Source organism: Methanosphaerula palustris E1-9c, assembly GCF_000021965.1.
GTDB lineage: Archaea > Halobacteriota > Methanomicrobia > Methanomicrobiales > Methanospirillaceae > Methanosphaerula > Methanosphaerula palustris.
On record NC_011832.1, the window covers coordinates 289,212 to 307,746 of the forward strand.

Below are 18,535 nucleotides of genomic sequence, written 5' to 3' on the forward strand. Positions count from 1 at the left end.
GAAAAATATCAGGGGAGGTCGACGGTGCGGATCCCGTCCTCGGTGATGACGAAGTCGAGGACAGCTCCCTCAGGTTTCGAGCGGTGCTTGACGAGTCGTGCCCGCCGCTGGCTGTCCGTCTTCTCGACCTGTACGATCACCTTGGAGATATGTTCGAGTGCATTGCCACCGAGGCCGCTGACCCGATTTGTCCCCGGGTCCGTATAGATCTGGTTGGTGATGATCACCGGGAGGTCGTACTTGCGGGAGAGACCGAGCAGACAAACCATCTGCCGGGTCAGGGCCCGCAGGGCATCCTGCCCCCGCTCCAGGTCTGTCCTGTACAGGGCCGTCGCCGAGTCCATAACGACGAGACCACTCTCCTTTGACTTGAGCACCTGCTCAGTGTTCCCGATCATCAGCCCCTGCTCCTCGAAGTCGAGGGGTTCGAAGAGGAAGAGGTTCTCGGCGAGGGCATCGGTCTCGTCCCCGGCGATCTGCCTGAACCGCTCGGTCGAGAACCCCTCAGTATCGATATATACAACCGCTTTTCCGGACCGAAGGCATGAAACGGCTGCAATCTGACAGAGCGTACTCTTTCCGCCGGCGGGCTCTCCGAAGTACTGGGTGATGATCCGCGGCTCATATCCCCCACCGAGTAACCGGTCGAGGTCGCTGTTTCCACTGTTCAGTTTATACTCCATCATCGCTCCGTCTGACCGCCTGCCAGGCAGCCTCTTCGACCTGCCTGGCGACGATCCGCACCGGTACCCCGAGGTCGTTCGCCCAGGCTGCTACCTGATCAAACTCTGCTTTCACGCTATATACTTTCCCTGCCATCCTGCCAATCTTCACTTCGATAGTCCGCTCTTCTCCCCGGACCCGGGTGGTGACCTGTTCAATCGCCCGCTCTGCGACGAACCGGTGGATCAGCGGCGAGCATCGGACGCCGAGCGTCCCGAGTTCCTCTGCCATCACGCGAGCTAAGGCACCACTCCTGTCCGGACTGCAGATCACCCTGATCAGGTACCCGGCCCGCCCCTTCTTCATCAGCAGCGGGGCGGCTGAAGCGTCGCGTGCACCGGCATCGATCAGGTGCGAGAGGGTGTTGGCCAGTACCTCCCCAGTCACGTCGTCGACGTTCGTCTCAAGCAGATCGACCGTATCCCCTGATGTGACCTCCCCAGTCTCGACGAGCATCACCCGCAGCACGTTGGGGGTCTTTTCTGGGTTCCTGGTCCCTGCCCCATACCCGATCCGTTCGACTCGGAACGACGCCACCTGTTGTCGGGAGATGGTCTGAAACGCAGCGAGCAGGGCGGCTCCGGTTGGGGTACAGGTCTCCCCCTCCTCTCCGCTGAACAGGACTTCGAGCCGGCCGTCCTCGATCAGGGCCAGGGTCGCCGGGGCCGGGAGGGGGTACCTCCCATGAGCCCCATCGACCGTCCCGGTCCCGAGCAGCACCGGGAGGACCACGACCCCCTCAAGGTGGAGGGAATGAAGGGCTGTACAGGCCCCGAGCACATCGGCGATCGCGTCATCTGCCCCGACCTCATGGAAGTGGGCATGGTCTCCATGGATCGCAGACTCTGCGGTATGAATCCGGTGGTACACCCCTTCGGCCATCCGGATCGCCTCCTCTGGTGCGTCGGCTGCCCTGACGATCGCGAGCACCTGCTCCAGGGTCCGAGGAGCCGGGCCGGCATGGGTGACCACGTGGACGGCCCTGATCCCTGCCCTGTCCACGATTGAGATGGTCGGTTCCCCGACCACCGACCGCATCGCCTGTATGACCAGGGACTGATCCGCCCCGCAGTCCAGCAGTGCCCCGGTCACCATATCCCCTGCTGCGCCGTGCAGCGGGTCAAAGAAGAGTACGCGCATATCTGAACAGTACTTATAAATCCAACCATATATGATGGTTAAGGTGATGCCGGAAATATATCTGAAGGTGGACAGTGCCTATCCCGAGGACCAGGGAGGCGGAAAGGCACGTCTGGACCCTGAGACGATGCTCCAGCTTCGTGTCTCACCAGGTGATATCGTGATGATCGAGGGGAGGCGCAGGACCGTCGCCAAGGTCTGGCGTGCCCTGGTCACTGACTGGAACCAGGGGAAGATCAGGATCGACAACCTGACCCGTGCCAATGCCGGTGTGAGTATAGGGGATCGGGTCAGGATCACCTCTATCACCGATGAGATCGAGGCGAAACGGGTCGTGCTGGCCCCGCCTGAGGATCTTCCACATAATATTCCGATCAACTACGATCATGCGATCAACGGTCTGATCGACTTTCCGATGATGATGAACGACTCGGTCCCGATCAGGCAGGGGTTCCCGTTCATGCAGCCGCAGATCATCGCTTTCAAGGCGGTCGTCGTCGAGCCCGAGGAGGCGGTGATCATCACCCGGAATACCGAGATCGAATTCAGCGAGAAACCGGCCGTCGGGTTTGAAGGGTTGAAGCGAATCTCATACGAGGACATCGGCGGGCTCAGTTACGAGCTGCAGCGGGTTCGTGAGACGATCGAGCTGCCGATGCGCCACCCGGAACTCTTCCGGAAACTCGGGATCGAGCCGCCGAAGGGTGTGCTGCTGTACGGCCCGCCCGGCACCGGCAAGACACTGATCGCAAAGGCGGTGGCCAGCGAGAGCGGTGCCCATTTCATCGCGATCGCCGGGCCTGAGGTGATCTCCAAGTACTACGGTGAGAGCGAACAGCGGCTTCGCGAGGTCTTTGAGGAGGCCCGCGAGAACGCTCCGGCGATCATCTTCATCGACGAACTCGACTCGATCGCACCACGGCGCGAGGACGTGACCGGCGAGGTGGAGCGGCGGGTCGTGGCCCAGTTGCTGACGATGATGGACGGGCTTGAGGAGCGGGGCGAGGTCGTGGTGATCGGAGCCACAAACCGGGTCGATGCGATCGATCCCGCACTCCGCCGTCCCGGCCGGTTCGATCGGGAGATCGAGATTGGGGTGCCCGGCGAGGGTGACCGGGCCGAGATCATGAAGATCCATACCCGGGGGATGCCGCTCGCCCCTGACGTGAACGTCGACGACCTGGCCCAGCAGACCTTCGGGTTCGTCGGTGCCGACCTGGCCGCTCTGGCCCGTGAGGCCGCAATACGGGCACTCCGGCGATACCTGCCGGATATCGACCTGGAGGTCGACGAGATCCCTGAGGACATACTCGACCGGCTCGAGGTCCAGAGCCGGGACTTCCGGGCGGCCCATCGGGACGTCGGCCCGAGTGCCATGCGGGAGGTGATGCTCGAGGTCTCGCATGTGACCTGGGCTGACGTCGGTGGTCTCGAAGCAGCCAAGCAGGAGGTTCGGGAGGCCGTCGAGTACCCGCTGACCGACCGCACCCGGTTCGAGGTGCTCGGGATCGAGCCACCGAAGGGTGTGCTGTTGTACGGCCCGCCCGGCACCGGCAAGACGCTGATCGCGAAGGCCGCAGCCCATGAGAGCGGAGCCAACTTCATTCCGGTCCGGGGTCCGCAGCTCCTCTCCAAGTGGGTCGGCGAGAGCGAGCGGGCTGTTCGAGAGATCTTCAAGAAGGCCCGGCAGGTCGCCCCGTCGTTGATCTTCTTCGACGAGATGGACGCGCTCGCCCCGACCAGGGGAGGCGGGTCCGACTCGCATGTGATCGAGAGCGTTCTGAACCAGATCCTGACCGAGATGGACGGTCTGCAGGAGCTCAAGGACGTGGCCGTAATGGGGGCCACGAACCGGCCCGACATTGTCGACCCAGCCCTCCTCCGGCCCGGCCGTTTCGACCGGCTCGTCTATATCGGAGAACCCGGGCCTGATGACCGGAAGATGATCCTTCGGATCCACACCCGGCTGATGCCGATCGAGGGATCCCCGATGGAGGATCTGGTGGCCGACATCGAAGGTATCGGTGAGCAGGAGATGGAGGCTGCTGTGAACCGCCTCGGTAAGGGAAGAACCTTCACCCTTGAGGAGGCGAAGGCCGTCTTCGCTGGCATCCCGCGGGAGAGTAAAGAGAAGATCTCCTCAATTGATCTCCGTCGGCGGCTGGTAGAGCATCTGGTCTCCCGCCGGCTGGTTCTGCAGGATCCTGCCCGGGATGAGTTGATGGCCACCCTTTCAGCACAGACCGAGGGTTTTGTCGGTTCCGACCTTGAGGCCCTCTGCAGGGAGGCAGGGATGTTCGCCCTTCGGGAAGGGGCCACCACCCTGGCCCCCCGTCACTTCACTGCAGCGGCGGCGAAGGTGCATGCAACGATGAACCAGCGGGTCCGGGACTATTATCAGAAGATCCAGCAGTTCTTCAAGGGCGGTCTCCCGCAGGAAGTCCAGCCTCCCGAGTATCAGTAGACCCGGAACACCTTCTTCTTTTTCAGATGATCCTATGGAACTGACGTTCTTCTTTCTCGCCGCCCTGCTGCTGACCGGCCTGCTGGTCGGGACGGCCTCTGGCCTCTTTGGGGTCGGCGGCGGGTTCATTCTGGTCCCGATTCAGTACTGGCTGCTGACCGCGTCCGGCCTCTCTGCTGATCTCGCCATCAGGATCTCATTTGCAACTAGCCTGGCAGTGATCCTCCCGACCGCTGTCAGCGGTACCTATGCTCACCACTGCCGAAGGTGTATCCACTGGGACGCTGTCGTCTGGATGGGTGTCACGGCTGCTGTGGTCTCGTACCTCGGGGCTCTGCTCGCCACTCACCTCCCAGCTCGGCCGCTGGAGGTGATCTTTGCGGTAGTGCTGATCCTTGGTGCGTTCAGAATGTACTTCGCCGATCTTCCCTCCTGCGAAATAGCCTCAGTGGTCAACAGCCGGCGCACCTATCTGCTCTGGGGGATCCCGGTCGGATTCATATCGGGGCTGCTCGGGATAGGCGGCGGGATCCTGATGGTCCCGGTGATGGTCGTGTTCTTAAGGTTCCCGATCCATCATGCCATCGGTACCTCGACCCCGATCATCCTCTTCACCGCTGCGGGCGGTCTCATCTCATACATCATCAACGGCATTGGGGTAGCCGGCCTCCCCCCCTACTCGCTCGGGTACGTGAATCTGATCAACGCATTGATCCTGGCAGTTGCGACGATTCCGATGGCCCAGGTCGGGGCCTGGTTGGCCCACCGGGTTTCGGGTCTCCAACTCCGGGGTGCGCTTGTCTTCGTGATGTGCTTCTTTGGACTGAAGATGCTCGGTCTCTTCTCCTGGCTCGGTCTTCCGCTCTGATGGGAATCCATAGATATCAGCAGGTGATATGATGGGATTATGCAGATTTCATCCCGATTGAAGACCCTATTGACTCTGGCAGGGTTCGTCCTCCTCCCGCTGCTGGTGGGTGCAATTGGAGCATTCTTCACCACTCCGGCGATCCCGATCTGGTTCGCCACGCTTACCAAACCCTGGTTCGCTCCGCCGAACTGGCTCTTTGCGCCGGCCTGGACGGTGCTGTACTTCCTGATGGGGGCTGCCTCGTTTCTGATCTATCAGAAGCGGGAGATAGACCCCCGTGTTGATGGCGCCCTGAAGGTCTATGGCCTTCAACTGTTTCTCAACCTTCTCTGGTCGGTGATCTTCTTTGGGTTTCGATCTATCATCGGCGGTTTCATTGCGATCGTGCTGCTCTGGGTTCTGATCGTCGTGACCATCTGGCGATTCCATAGGATCTCCCCAACCGCAGGGATGCTGCTCGTCCCGTACATCGCCTGGGTCACCTTTGCAGCCGTCCTGAACTTCGGCATCCTGCAGTTGAACGTCCCGTTTATGATCATGACTAAATAGAGTTCTGGACATAAATATACACTAACGAACCACATTGGTGGTTCTTGGATCTGATGTATGCCAAATGTTACCACGCTCTTCGATGCCGCCAGTGTGCCTGAGGCGAAGGTAGCGATCCACTGCCCGTCCCGGGGCACCTCATACACCTATGGTGATGTCCGGGGGCAGATGAACCGACTCGCCCAGGGCCTCCTTGCCGTTGGGATCCGACGGGGGGACCGGGTCTGTATCTATCTTGAATCATCCCCCGAGTACCTCTTCAGTTACTTTGCGATCTGGCGAATCGGGGCGGTTGCGGTCCCGACCAACAGGGTTTACCGAGGTGAGGAACTGCTCCATGCGATCACCAACGCTGGAGCGGTGGCTGTCATCACCGACTCGGAAGGAGCTGCTGTCGTCTCCTCGGTCCGGGACAGGGCCGGTTGCTTGCAACAGGTGATCTGCACCGAAGAGGGGATTTCCGGGACGGTCCCCTGGCAGCAGTTCGCCAGCTACCCGGCAGCGATGCGGGCCGTGGACTGCTCGTTCGATCATCTCTGTCAGTTGCAGTACACCTCGGGGACGACAGGTCTGCCCAAAGGGGCGATGCTGACCCATGGTAACTGGATGTCGGCCCTGGACGCCGAACGTGAGGCCCTGGGAATGACTCCTGACGATATCTACCTCGGGATCTATCCGATGGGACATGTCGGCATCTCCTGGGGGCTGGCGGCGCTGCGGGCCGGCGGCACCTTTGTAATCATGGAACGGTTCCACCTCGATCAATACCTGGCTCTGATCGAACGCTACCAGGTGACGGTGCTGGCCGGAATGCCGCCGGTGATCCATTCCCTGGTCCACAGTCCAGCAGGGATAGAGGCGGCTCTCTCGTCGGTGAAGGTTATCATCAGCGGCGGCGGTTCGCTCCTCCCCTCGGTCTGGGAGGCTTTCGATCGCCGGTTTCATATCCCGATTGCCAACTCCTACGGCCTCTCGGAGACGATCGTGATCGGTTCAGGGACGACGACCCTTCCGAACTACTCGTTCCTGACCCGGGAGTACCGGTCGGTCGGGGTACCGGTTGGGTACACCGAGGTGAATATCGTCTCCCCTGAGGATCCGGATGAGGATCTCCCGCCTGACACGCCAGGTGAGATCGCGCTCCGCGGGCCGTCGGTGGCACAGGGCTACTGGCAGATGCCTGAGGCGACGGCCGCAGTCTTTCGTCCGGGAGGCTGGTTTCTGAGCGGGGATATCGGTTACCTGGACACCGAAGGAGTCCTCTTCATCACCGACCGCAAGAAGGACATGATCATCATGTCAGGGTGGAAGGTCTACCCAACTGAGGTGGAGAATGTGCTGGTCCAGCATCCCAAGATCCGGGATGTGGCGGTTTTTGGCTCGCCAGACGAGCGGCGGGGGGAGATCCCGGTCGCGGTGGTGGTCCCTGCAGGGGATGAACCCCCAACCTATGATGAAATCTCCACCTTCTGCAGGTCCCACCTCGCCGGTTATAAGATCCCCCGCGGTCTGATCATCGTCGAGTCACTTCCGCGGGTGAACGGCTGGAAACTTCTCCGACGGACGCTCCGCGAGGAGTACGGCTCTAAACTCTGATCGTCGTCGCCCATGAGAATTCGGCATCTATCTTTGGTTCTCCTTTTTTATCCGGTACCCCCCTGCAGGGATGGTGATCTCGAACCGGGCACCTTCTCCCTCCTTCCCGGTCTCCCTGATATGGATCCTGGTGATTGAGAGGATCTCCCTGATCAAAAAGAGGCCAAGACCTGTATTGCTTCCAAACCCCCGCTTGAATATCTGCTCCTTTTGAGTCAGGGGGATCCCGACTCCATCGTCCAGATATACCAGAACGACCTCTTCTCCGACCTCCTCATACCAGAATCTGATACTGGTGATCGTTTCACCATGCCGGATTCCGTTTTCGAGCAGATTATAGAAGACCTTCTCAAGCATTGGGTCTGCGAAGATCTCAAGCCCTTGGAGGTCGACGTATGCATCTATCCCCTCCAGGTCAAGGGATACGATCGCTGCTGAGAGCACCTCTGTTGCATTCCGCCATGTCGGGGCCTCCGCTCCCAGGTTCTGATAGGCCTTGGTGAACTCGATCTGATGATTGATCAGTTCTGCCGCGTGCTGCTGCCTGTGAAGGTAGCCAAGCAGCACTGGATCGGTGATCTCTGTCTGCATTATCTCAAAGTAACCTGAGATCACGGTCAACTGGTTCTGGATGTCGTGTCTGGTCACGCTGTTCAATAGATTCAGCTTCTGGTTGGCCTGTGCGAGCGCTGCCGAATATTGCTTCAGTTCCTCGGTCTGTCCCGTGATAGCCTCCTCCAACCTCTTCCGATCTGTGACATCCCGTGACGAGGTATAGATTTCGATGGGGGCATCGGAGACGGGGTCCCTGATCGCCCTGCAGGTGGTCTCGAACCAGATGTAGGTTCCATCGATCCTTCTATACCGATAACTGATCCGGAGGACATCCGGTACCGAAAGAATGTCGAGATAGGCCTGTTGCACGATGCTGATATCGTCGGGATGGATGAATGCTAAGGAAGACCTGCCAATCATCTGTTCGGGGATGTACCCGAGCAGGGTCGTACAGGCCGGTGAGACATACCAGAAGGTACCGTCCAGCGCATGCCGTGCGATCATGTCAGATGAGTTCTCAGCGAGCAGCCGGAAACGTTCTTCACTCTCCCTGAGTGCCAGTTCCGCCCTTCTCCGGGCGGTCACGTCGCGGCCGACTCCGAGGATCCCGCTTGGATGCCCTTCTTCGTCCCGGATCACGGTCAGTTGTACCTCTGCCCGGATTGTGGTGTCGTCCTTTCGCTGGAATTCGAGGTCGAAGGTTCTGGAGGCAGCCCCCCTCTCTTCTGGTTTCTCGAAAACTGCCCTGTCAATCAGTATCTGAGACTCCCAGGTCAGGTGCTCCCTGAGCGGGACCGCCTGCAGTTCCTCGAATGAGTACCCAAGCGCCCGTTCCATCGACGGGCTGATGAAGAGGTTCGAGTGGTCCGGCCTCATCATCCAGACCAGGTCTTCCATATTATCGGCGATCAGGCGGTACCTGTCTTCGCTTCTGATCAGCGCCTCCTCGAGCTGCACCGTTTCGGTTACATCTTCGACCACCATGACCATCTGCTGTCTTCCCTCAGGACCTGTCTGCAATGGGGCACCATTGATTCTGAACACCCGCTCCTGCTCACCTTCGCCGATAGTGTAATGCTGATCCCTGATGGGGGAGCCGGAAGCGATCACCTCAGCGAACGGGAACCCAGCGAGGGATCCGGCTCCCTGGCCGGCACCGGTGGATTCGGATCCCAGGATCTCCTTTGCAGCCCGGTTTTCAAAGGTGACGATCCCATTCTGGTCCACCACTAGAATCCCTGCTGTACTGGTCTCCATGATCTGCGCCAGCAGGTTCTGCTCATATCCAGGCTCCTGATGCTCCGTGCATCTCATCACAGCGATCCTGATCGTCTCTGCGAGTTCCAGAAGAAATCGGGCGTTGGGCTTTATTGGTCTCTCCAGGCATAGAGCAATCAGAGGGTGCTGAGCAATGATATTCTCCTCGTTCTCTGATCCGTCGGTGATGATGACCACTGGGATGGCGGGATACTTCTTCCATAGTTCTCTGATCAGCGCCGGTCCTTCCTGGCTGGTCTTCCAGTACCTGGCTACGATCACGTCAGGAACTTTCTGGTGAATGACTCTGAGAGCCTCACCTGTCGAGGTGACGAAATGAACGGTGATGTCGCAGACCCTGGCAAGGTGCTGCCTGATTGATGCAAAAAAGTCATGATCATCATCCAACAGCAGTACCGTGATCATCGGTAGGTTCGCTCCTCAGCGTCTCCTTTTTACCTCATTAATGTAATTGTGGTATATAAACCATCCCCAACACCGTTATGGTCCCTTCGATGATGAGTGAGACGCCGGCTCGATATATAAAGTTGAGAACCTAATATTCGATAGATGTCTGGTTCCCTCGTACAGGGGAACCTGACCTGGGAGGAATCCTATAGATTCTTCGAGTGTCTGAATGATCTGTACATTGTGGGAGAGTGGACCGATAGAACCTGTCCAGAGGGACATTTTCTATAACCATGGACTGACAGAGTCTTTACAGGGAATGATCATGGAGAAACGGAGCACAGGGATTAGTGGACTGGACCAGGTGCTCGAAGGCGGCCTTCCGTGCGGAACCATCGTGCTGATCCAGGGTAACCCCCTATCAGGCAGCGATCTGCTGGCCAGGCAGTTCTGGAACGCTGCCGCAGATTTCGGTACCTATCTGATGCTGGATGGGGAGGTTGAATCCGGAATGCTCTCCGAATTTTCACCTGAACGCACCGAAGAATACGGGCGGGGGGAGGTGATCATCGTCGACTCCCTCTCGACGATCTTGTTGGAGCATGGGATTGATATCACCCTGGCATTTCTCCGGTCGATGAAGGAGCAGATCCGGCGGACGGGGGGAAATCTGATCGTGCTGACCTACCCCGGGCTGCACACTCAACTTGAGGAGGTCAGGCTGTTGCGAGCTGTGGACCTCTTCTTTGAGATGCAACAGGAGGTCGTGATGAATGAAGTCAGCCACCTGCTGATCATCCATAAGGTGGTGGGGATGCCGGTGCCGCTCCGGGTCTTCCCTTACTTTGTCACCGAGCATGGCGTCGAGCTCTCGACTTCGATCTTCATTGTCTAGGGTCAGTACACCCCCAGTCTCTGGCAGTTTATTGCCCCTGTTTAAGCAGAAAGCGTTCCCGTAAAAAAGTGCGATCTGCCGACCCTTCTGGGAGACCGTGACCCGGTACGCGACCGTCGTTCCAGCCTCCCCAGCTCTGGTGGCAGTTGCAACCAATGGGCCGCCGGTGGCTGTGGCAGGGGATAGATAGGTTATCTGCGAGGTGACACCGACCTTTGGTCTTCCATCAAGGTTGGAGGCGACCCCAAACGCATGATCTGCCACTGAAAAGATCGCACCGCCATGCACGCTCCCGTGGGCGTTCAACTTGTCATCTATCTTCATCGTGACCACAGCACTCAGATCCTCTCTGACCTCGGTGATCACGATCCCGTTCAACACGGCGAACGGTGCAGCGTTGAAGAACGCAATCAGTTCTTCTCTCTTTTCCATATGGTGCATCACATCTCAAAAAAAGTTGGAGATGAGAGGGGTTATGCCTTCTTCTCTCCTGCCTGCTTTTGGCTTGGGTCCGGTCGTCACTCGTGGCGGAGTGCGTCGATCGGATTCATCTTGGAAGCCGTCCATGCCGGGTAGATGCCGCAGATCAAACTGATCAGGATCCCGAAACCGATCCCGTATACCACCTGTATCAGGCTGGATGGGGCTAGAGCATAGGCTCCGGTCTTGAGGAACATGGTACAAACTATATACCCGGCTCCCAGACTGAGCGCTCCGCCGATCGCACTGCCGATGATCCCCAGGAAGAGCGCCTCGTACATGAACATCATCAGCACTTCCGGCTGCTGGCTGCCTAAGGATCGCATGATCCCGATCTCCCGGATCCGTTCGTTCACCGACATCATCATGATGTTCAGGATCGAGACCCCTGCGACAATGAGGGAGATCCCGCCTATCGCACTGACAAACGTCGTGACTGTCGAGAATGAATCGTAGATCCGGGCCAGACTCGTCTTAGTCTCCTGGACTTCGATGACCCGTTCCTTGTGATTCATCGATGTGGTGAGTTCTGATGCGAGCGTATCGACGTCGTTGATGTCTTTGGCCTTGACGATCACCTGGTCGTAGAGGTTGCTCCTGTCGCTGTAGGTCTGGAAGAACCAGGTGTCAGTGACAACGACGGCATTGTCGGTGGAGACGTCCATACTCATCCCCCGGGATCCGATGATTCCGAGAACTCTGAGTGTCCCGCCGCTCCCAACGCTGATCCGTGATCCGATCGTCAGGTTGTACCGGGTCGCGAGGGTCGTGCCGATGATGCATCCTGAACCGCCGGACTTGAGCATCGTCCCTGATTCCATGTCGCTACCAAGGAGGGATTCAGCATCAGCCGGTTTCAGACCGTAAATCCGCGTCGTCGCGTTCTTCTTGCCGAGGGAGACCGTGTCACTGGTTGAGGCGACATTGATGACTGACCCGTTCGTGCTGATGATCCTCGCTATCTCCTGGGCCTGAGACTCGGTGAACCTCGGCGTGGTGCTTGAACTGCTACTGCTGCCACCACCTCCGCCGCTCGGGGGCTCTCCGCCGCCTCCGCCGCCAAAGATTCCGCCGCCAGCGCCCGACCGGGTTCCACCACCGCTACTGCTTGACGTGGAACTGCCGATGGTGTGGCTGGTCTCACTGACCGGCGAGACGATGATCGTGTTCCCCGAGGCGGTGATGCTGTCTGTGACTGAGAGGACCATGCTGTTCCCGAGGATCCCCATCGCTGCGATGGCAGCGACCCCGATCACAATCCCGAGGACGGCCAGTGTGGACCGGAGCGGGTGAAGTCTGAGGTTTCTGATCGCCAGGTCGACGAAGATCATACGATCCGACCATCCTCGATCATGATCGTCCGGTCTGCATACTCGGCAGTGGTGGGGTCATGGGTGACCATGATGACGGTCGTCCCTTCGCTGTTCATATCTGCCAACTGCTTCATGATCCCCATTCCTGTCTTTCTGTCCAGATTCCCGGTCGGCTCGTCGCAGAGAAGGAGGACCGGGTCATTAACGAGGGAGCGAGCGATCGCCGCCCGCTGCTGCTGCCCGCCGGAGAGTTCTGCCGGGGTATGGGTGTACAGCTTCGGATCGAGTCCTGCTGTAGCCAGTGCCTGTTCTGCTCGTCCTTGTGGAATGTTTCCCCCGTACTTCATCAGCAGGGGGAACTCGACATTCTCCAGGATCGTCAGCGAGGGGATCAGGTTGAACTGCTGGAAGATGAACCCGATCGTATCCCGCCTGAGGCTCGTCAGTGCACGATCGCTCATCTCCTTGGTGTTGATCCCATTGATCATCAGATCACCCGATGTAGGGGTGTCGAGGCACCCGATCATGTTCATCGTCGTCGACTTTCCTGATCCCGAGGGACCCATGATCGCGACGAACTCTCCCTTCATGATCTTAAGGGAGATGTGATCGAGGGCGATCACATCTCCGGCAGGGAGCTTGTACACCTTGCTGACCTCGCTGAATGTGATCAGCGGGGTCTCAGCCATTGCCTCACTCATTGCCTTCTTCTCCGGATGTACAGGGCTGCACCTCCGATGACCACTAAGATCGCAACAATCGGAAGGGCGAGTCCCTCGAGGGTTCCGACGATCCCGCCACGCTGCCCGGGGGCGCCCATGGCCCCGGATGGTGCGCCACCTGCTGATTCCCTGCCACTACCGGCGGTCATGTTGGAGGTGGATGATTTGATATCCACGTTTATCGTCTGGGTGAGGGAGTTTCCGTTGGCGTCCTTATAGGTGATCACGAGGGGGACGGAGGCGCTGTTCGTTCTGTCGGTGAAGGTCACTTCAAAGCTGGAGAAGTCATTCGCTGCGAGCGATCCGATCACTGCCTGTTTGTAGGGGTCGACAGGGGTTACACTCCCTCCAGTCGTCACCACGACGCCGTTGGCATCTTTGAGCCCTGCATTGTTGACATTCCCAGTGATATGAGTAGTTCCGGATGACTGGGTGACCACAGTGTCGGAGATCAGGAGATCTGCCTGGGTCTTGTCCTCAGAGAAGGTGATTGGAATGGTCAGGGATGTGGTGTGGGCATTCAGCCCGTTCAGGTATTTGACCTGGAATGTGATGTTTCCTTCACGTGTAGGTGTCACACTGAAGGTCTTGGTGACCTCGGTGTTTGAAGAGATGGCTCCGATGAAGGTCGATCCCGGGGTGATGGTGGTACCGTCTCCTGATGGAATGATCTGCACTCCTGATACACTGTTCTGCCGGGGGTTCCCGATCGCAAGGACCAGACTGTCCTTGAATCCCTGCACATAGGCGTCAGGCTGGGAGGCCACCGAGACTGCGAGATCAGTGCTGGCCACCTTCACGGCGATTGGATACCGAAGGGAGCCGGAATCCAGGTCAAGGGAGAACTCGGGGTACTGGGTTCCGTCCTTTGACCCTGCCTGGATAGGGAAGGTGAAGACCATTGTTGAACCCGCGTTGATGGTCCCGCCTGAAGAATACTGGGTGGTGTCCATGTTCGTCACTGAAGAGCCGGCGAGGGTGGCATGGTTGTACGTGACAGCGGTGTTCCCACCGTTGCTGACTGTAACAGTCAGGGTTCCGGTGTCTCCTGGCATCAACACCTCAGGATCGAGGCTGGTCTCTTTCACTGAGAGCCCTGCACTTGTCGACGATCCCGTGGCCGCTGTGGTGGTTGCAGTTGTCACCTGAGATACGCCGGTGTAGGATCCTGAGGAATCTAAACTGCTGTTCGTCCCGGTTGATACCGATGTGTTGCTCACAGTAGCTGCTGAGGCTGCCATGATCAGGACACAGAAGGCTAGGGGGATCAGCAGCACAGTGGCGAACCGCCGTACTGTCTCGCGTCTTCCTGATCGCCTGGTTGCTCCGTTTCTCTGTACAGAGACCGGACTCTGTACTGCTTTTTTGCCTGATGCACCCTGACCGGTTGCAGGGGTGCCGGTATTCTGGTATACTGTTGATTTCACGATCTCTCCTCGTCCTCGCGATCTGCTGCGAGTATGTAGTAATTTAGTTTACTACCATTCTGTTATGCATCATCAGAGATAAATCTGTCTGTGGCGGTAGTAAATTATTTTACTACTTGACTCAAACAGTCTCTGGTATGATGACGATCACCCCGGCGCTGGTGAAGGCACTGAAGGTGCTTGGGCTCTCCGAGTACCAGGCAAAGGTCTATGCGGCGCTGGTCCTCCTCGACCAGGCGCAGGCGAAAGAGGTGATCGAACTGCTCGGGATCTCCAAGCCGAGTGTGTACGAAAGTCTCGACTCCCTGGATGACCTCGGGCTGGCCGTCCGGATCAGCGCCAAGCCGGCGGTCTTTCAGGCGATATCCCCTGAGATAGCCGTTAAGATCCTGATGGATACCCACACCCGGGCCGGAACTTCGGCCCTGACCGAACTGCAGGCCCTTCAGCAACAGACCTTCTCGGGGAGACGCTCCGGCCGACTCTGGGCGATGTACGGAAAGGAGAATCTGGATTACAAAATCGACGAGATGCTCAGAGAGGCGAAGGAGAGTGTATTTGCGGTGATCTCGGACCGGTATCTCGATCTCTTCAAACAGATCGCAGGTCGTGGTCTCCAGGTCTGGCTGGTGGTGATCTCTGAAGATCCAGAGATCGAGGAGGAACTCCACACACTCTTTTGCGGGGACCACGAGGAGGTGCTGGTCACCTCCCCCATGGTGTTGATGATACCGCTGACGACGGATCCTGACCTGGCAGAGATGACTGACGAGTTCAGGTTCTCCAACCAGCTCGACCTGATCGTCGACGATGCCGAGGCTCTCTCGGTGCCGCCGATCGAGACCGACCTGCTGACCGGTCTTGACTCCCAGAACAGGACTGTTGTGCTGCTCGCTAAGAACAGGAACATGATGATATGGCAGATGTTGCAGCAGATGGTGAAGGAGGAGCTATCGACGGGGGATGATCGGGATGAGTCCATGAGCCCGCTCTCTGACTGACGTGGCCCACAAGGTATTAACCTGATGGGGGACTCTCATCTGCTATGCCCTTGTCTGGTTCTCTCCTCTGGTACCTCACCTTCCGACGGAATCGGCGCCGAATGGTACCGGTGGAGACCCTCGCCCCTCCTCGGATCGTCCCTCTATCGAACCGCTGCCCGTTCTGTGGTCATCCAGTGCAGCCCGGGATCAGCATCTGTCCCTACTGCCGGGAACATATCTGGGTATGAACTGGTTCAACCTTTTTTATATAAAAATTTCATATCTATGATGGAGATCGCGAAAACAGCCGGATCAGACCGTGTTGGTACCAGGTGACCTCGAACCGTTCACCGGGAGGTAGAACGTAAAGGTGCTCCCCTCTCCGATGACAGAGTGGACCTCGATCCCTCCACCATGGTTCCTGATGATCGAGAGGCTGCTGGAGAGACCGAGTCCCCGCCCGACAGAATGAGTCGAGTAATATGGGTCGAATATCTTCCCCATCAAATCAGAGGGAATTCCGATCCCGGTATCCTCCACCGATATTGCCACGTACTCTCCGGAAGGGAGGGAGAGAGTTCCTTTTGCCTGGGTCACTACCTCCCCGGTGATGATCACCGTCCCCCCTGCCGGCATCGCCTGGTCAGCGTTCATCACGAGGTTGCTGACCACCTGGCTGATCTGGTCGAGGTCCACGTCGACGGCAGGTAGGGACGCTGAAAGTCGGAAGAGTGCTCGGGACTTCGATCCCCTGAGAGCGAAGGTGGCTGTCTCCTCGATCATATCGGAGAGGTACGAAACCGTTCTGACCGGCGCACCGCCCTGGGCGAAGGTGAGGAGTTGCGTAGTCAACCCCCGTGCACGGAAGAGTGCCCGGGTCGCCTTGTTGAGCTGGAGCGTGACAGGATCGTCATCAGCGAGGTCCATCCCGGCAAGTTCCAAATGCCCGACAATGATCGTCAGAATATTGTTAAAATCATGGGCGATCCCTCCGGCCAGTACCCCAAGCGATTCGATTTTCTGATTTCTGAGCAACTCCTCTTCCATCTGTCGAAGGGATGTGATATCCTGGAAGACGATGATGGATCCACCCTGATCTCCTTCATGACCTGGAACCTCGGCTGAACTGGCAGCGATCGTGTGCCAGGTTCCATCAGTTCTGAGCAGTCGGCTCCCCCAGAGCCGGGAGGGGGTACCGGAACTCTGTACTGCTATGGATGGGGATGGTTCAGTTTCGTCCCGGGGGACTTCGTCTCCAGTGACGAAGACCCGGGCGAGCGGCAGACCCATCGCCTCTTCCTGCCGCCAACCGGTCAGTTCCTCTGCCACTGGATTCATCATCCGGACCAGCCCTGCAGCGTCGGTGGTGATCACCCCGTCGGCGATGGACTGGAGGGTGATGGCCAGCCGTTCCTTCTCGGCTGCAAGAAGAGTCTCTGTTCGCCTCCGCTCTTGGACCTCGGTGGTCAATCTTGCTATCGCCGTCTCCAGGTCGGCCGTCCGCCTCATCACCTGTTCCTCAAGATGCTGTTGATGCTGGTGCAGTTCTTCCTCCACCTGTTTACGTCGGGTGATATCGCTGATCACCACGACAAAATAGTCGGCTGATCCGTCTGTATGCTTCACAACGGCCACTGCCTCCTCGATGGCGATCACCTGGCCGTCCTGACGGATCAGCCGCTTCTCAACCGAGAAGGTCTCCTGCTCTCCCCGGTACATCTCTGCTATCCTCGCCTCCTCCCCAGGAAGGTCTTCCTGCAATGAGAGGTCACGCCAGGTCCTCTTCATCACCTCGGCATGGGAGAACCCGGTGATCGAACAGAGTCTCTTGTTCGCCATTAACATCTGGCCCCCCGATGCGATGATGGCGATCCCTATCAGGGGGAGGTCGAAGATACTCCGGAAACGCTCCTCACTGATCCTGAGCCGTTCGCGAGCGGTATGGGTACGACGGTTGGTGGTGAAGAGAGCAAGGATGATGACGAAGAGACCGATACAGAGAAGGATGGTTACCATCACGGTCATTTTTGGAAACACCATCATGTTGGATGGCTGATTGATGATCACACTCCCAGCAGGGAGATCAATCGGGTCGATGTTGAAACGCTGGAGTTGCTGATAATCGAAGATCCCGGCGTCGGGGCGTGCGATCGTCACCGGGATATCGGTGACATTCCTCCCTGCAAGGATCTCCTGCGCCATCTGACCGGCAATCTTTCCCTGAATCTCACCGGTCGTCATCATCCCGCCAACGATCCCCTTTCCGAGATAAAAGTCCCAGACCCCATAGACCGGGACGTTGCAGTTCGCTGCGATTGTTGCGGCGCTCTCATCGTAAGAGACCGTCCTTCCCTCCCGGTCCTGGTTGAAGGTGAGGAGGAGAACGATACTGTCTTTATCGATGGCAGCCACCTGGTCCCCCAGTTCCTGCAGGGTCACATTGCTGATGAACCTGATATTCATCCTCTCTGCATAGGCCGGGAGGACCGGTTTGAGGATCTGTTGGTTGGCCACCCCAGCCGAGGTGACGTTATCGTTGATGATCACCAGGTTTTTGGTCCCAGGATGGAGGCGGAGGGCGAGGTCGATGGTCCGGTTGATCTGGTAGTCCTCAAGCACACCAGTGAAGTCAGGGCGGGGTGGTTGGGCTGTCCCTGGCACATAGTTCACCCCGATGAAGACCACCGGGACTCCGGGGAAGAGGACGTCATGATGCTGAAGGAGGAAATTATAGGCATCCTCTTCGTCGGCGAGGATCAGATCCGGTGGTTTGCCTGCGTACTTCACCTGATAGAATGAGAAGAGGGCTCTGAAGTAGGCCTCATCATGGTACCGTTTGGTATCCATGAACTCGACCGGCATATCCAGGGTTCCGTTTGGAGTGAGCACCTCGTTGATTCCGGTGGTCACTTCGTCGGTCCAGGCGAACCCCTGGTGGTATGAATGAATGATCAGCACTGACTGAGTTTGAGGATATGCCCCAGCAACGGCTGGGGTCATGGTCAAGAAGACCAGCGCACAGAGCAGAGAACAGAGCAGTGACCTGCCCTGGGGGGAGATCCACATTCGTATATTATCATCTATCTGACCACTCAAGAACTCTTCCGAACGGGTTGAGGATGGTCAGGTTAGATAAAATGGGGGTTGATATA

13 protein-coding genes and 1 pseudogene are annotated in these 18,535 nt (G+C 58.1%); 6 read left to right on the plus strand and 8 right to left on the minus strand.

Annotation, left to right across the window (positions count from 1 at the left end; genetic code table 11):
- Nucleotides 1–8: 8 nt before the first annotated feature.
- Both radB and larC read right to left on the minus strand, forming a co-directional pair.
- Complete coding sequence (radB, locus tag MPAL_RS01320; RefSeq protein WP_012616963.1) at nucleotides 9–683, minus strand: DNA repair and recombination protein RadB; 675 nt, start codon at nucleotides 681–683, stop codon at nucleotides 9–11.
- Entirely contained in the window at nucleotides 673–1,863 is a 1,191-nt protein-coding gene (gene larC / locus MPAL_RS01325) for a nickel pincer cofactor biosynthesis protein LarC (RefSeq protein ID WP_012616964.1), read from the minus strand. Before larC ends, radB begins: the two co-directional genes overlap by 11 nt.
- 46 nt (nucleotides 1,864–1,909) lie before the next feature.
- On the opposite strand from larC, the gene MPAL_RS01330 reads away from it, so the two are divergent.
- Genes MPAL_RS01330 through MPAL_RS01345 form a run of 4 tightly spaced genes read left to right on the plus strand, consistent with a single transcriptional unit; the run spans nucleotide 1,910 to nucleotide 7,343 of the window.
- Nucleotides 1,910–4,327 (plus strand): CDC48 family AAA ATPase, encoded by a 2,418-nt coding sequence (locus tag MPAL_RS01330; RefSeq protein ID WP_048145545.1) that lies wholly within the window; start codon nucleotides 1,910–1,912, stop codon nucleotides 4,325–4,327.
- A gap of 34 nt (nucleotides 4,328–4,361) precedes the next feature.
- Nucleotides 4,362–5,195 carry a sulfite exporter TauE/SafE family protein gene (locus MPAL_RS01335; protein ID WP_012616966.1) on the plus strand — a complete coding sequence of 278 codons (834 nt, stop codon included), beginning with the start codon at nucleotides 4,362–4,364 and terminating at the stop codon, nucleotides 5,193–5,195.
- Between the two features lie 39 nt (nucleotides 5,196–5,234).
- Complete coding sequence (locus MPAL_RS01340) at nucleotides 5,235–5,747, plus strand: TspO/MBR family protein (RefSeq protein WP_012616967.1); 513 nt, start codon at nucleotides 5,235–5,237, stop codon at nucleotides 5,745–5,747.
- 57 nt (nucleotides 5,748–5,804) lie between these two features.
- The gene (locus MPAL_RS01345) at nucleotides 5,805–7,343 is read left to right on the plus strand and encodes a class I adenylate-forming enzyme family protein (RefSeq protein WP_012616968.1); all 1,539 of its coding nucleotides are present in this window, start codon (nucleotides 5,805–5,807) and stop codon (nucleotides 7,341–7,343) included.
- A gap of 27 nt (nucleotides 7,344–7,370) precedes the next feature.
- Here the strand turns inward: MPAL_RS01345 and MPAL_RS14080 are convergent, their stop codons facing one another.
- Complete coding sequence (locus MPAL_RS14080) at nucleotides 7,371–9,581, minus strand: PAS domain S-box protein (protein ID WP_012616969.1); 2,211 nt, start codon at nucleotides 9,579–9,581, stop codon at nucleotides 7,371–7,373.
- Nucleotides 9,582–9,888: 307 nt separating this feature from the next.
- Here MPAL_RS14080 and MPAL_RS16770 point away from each other — a divergent pair, with 307 nt between their 5' ends.
- Nucleotides 9,889–10,458, plus strand: coding sequence for an RAD55 family ATPase (locus MPAL_RS16770; protein ID WP_158303600.1), 570 nt, complete (start codon nucleotides 9,889–9,891; stop codon nucleotides 10,456–10,458).
- Between the two features lie 75 nt (nucleotides 10,459–10,533).
- Here MPAL_RS16770 and MPAL_RS17410 read toward each other — a convergent pair.
- The 4 genes and pseudogenes from MPAL_RS17410 to MPAL_RS01370 all read right to left on the minus strand — a co-directional run.
- Nucleotides 10,534–10,899, minus strand: a pseudogene (locus MPAL_RS17410) (PaaI family thioesterase); the annotation flags it as partial.
- 77 nt (nucleotides 10,900–10,976) lie between these two features.
- Complete coding sequence (locus tag MPAL_RS01360; protein ID WP_012616971.1) at nucleotides 10,977–12,269, minus strand: ABC transporter permease; 1,293 nt, start codon at nucleotides 12,267–12,269, stop codon at nucleotides 10,977–10,979.
- Nucleotides 12,266–12,952 carry an ABC transporter ATP-binding protein gene (locus MPAL_RS01365; RefSeq protein ID WP_012616972.1) on the minus strand — a complete coding sequence of 229 codons (687 nt, stop codon included), beginning with the start codon at nucleotides 12,950–12,952 and terminating at the stop codon, nucleotides 12,266–12,268. Before MPAL_RS01365 ends, MPAL_RS01360 begins: the two co-directional genes overlap by 4 nt.
- Nucleotides 12,949–14,400 (minus strand): COG1361 family protein, encoded by a 1,452-nt coding sequence (locus MPAL_RS01370; RefSeq protein WP_012616973.1) that lies wholly within the window; start codon nucleotides 14,398–14,400, stop codon nucleotides 12,949–12,951. The genes MPAL_RS01365 and MPAL_RS01370 overlap by 4 nt, the downstream gene beginning before the upstream one ends.
- 137 nt (nucleotides 14,401–14,537) lie before the next feature.
- On the opposite strand from MPAL_RS01370, the gene MPAL_RS01375 reads away from it, so the two are divergent.
- Nucleotides 14,538–15,401, plus strand: a complete 864-nt coding sequence (locus MPAL_RS01375) for a TrmB family transcriptional regulator (protein ID WP_012616974.1) — start codon at nucleotides 14,538–14,540, stop codon at nucleotides 15,399–15,401.
- A gap of 294 nt (nucleotides 15,402–15,695) precedes the next feature.
- On the opposite strand, the gene MPAL_RS14085 is transcribed toward MPAL_RS01375, so the two are convergent.
- The gene (locus MPAL_RS14085; protein WP_012616975.1) at nucleotides 15,696–18,449 is read right to left on the minus strand and encodes an ABC transporter substrate binding protein; all 2,754 of its coding nucleotides are present in this window, start codon (nucleotides 18,447–18,449) and stop codon (nucleotides 15,696–15,698) included.
- Nucleotides 18,450–18,535: the final 86 nt, after the last annotated feature.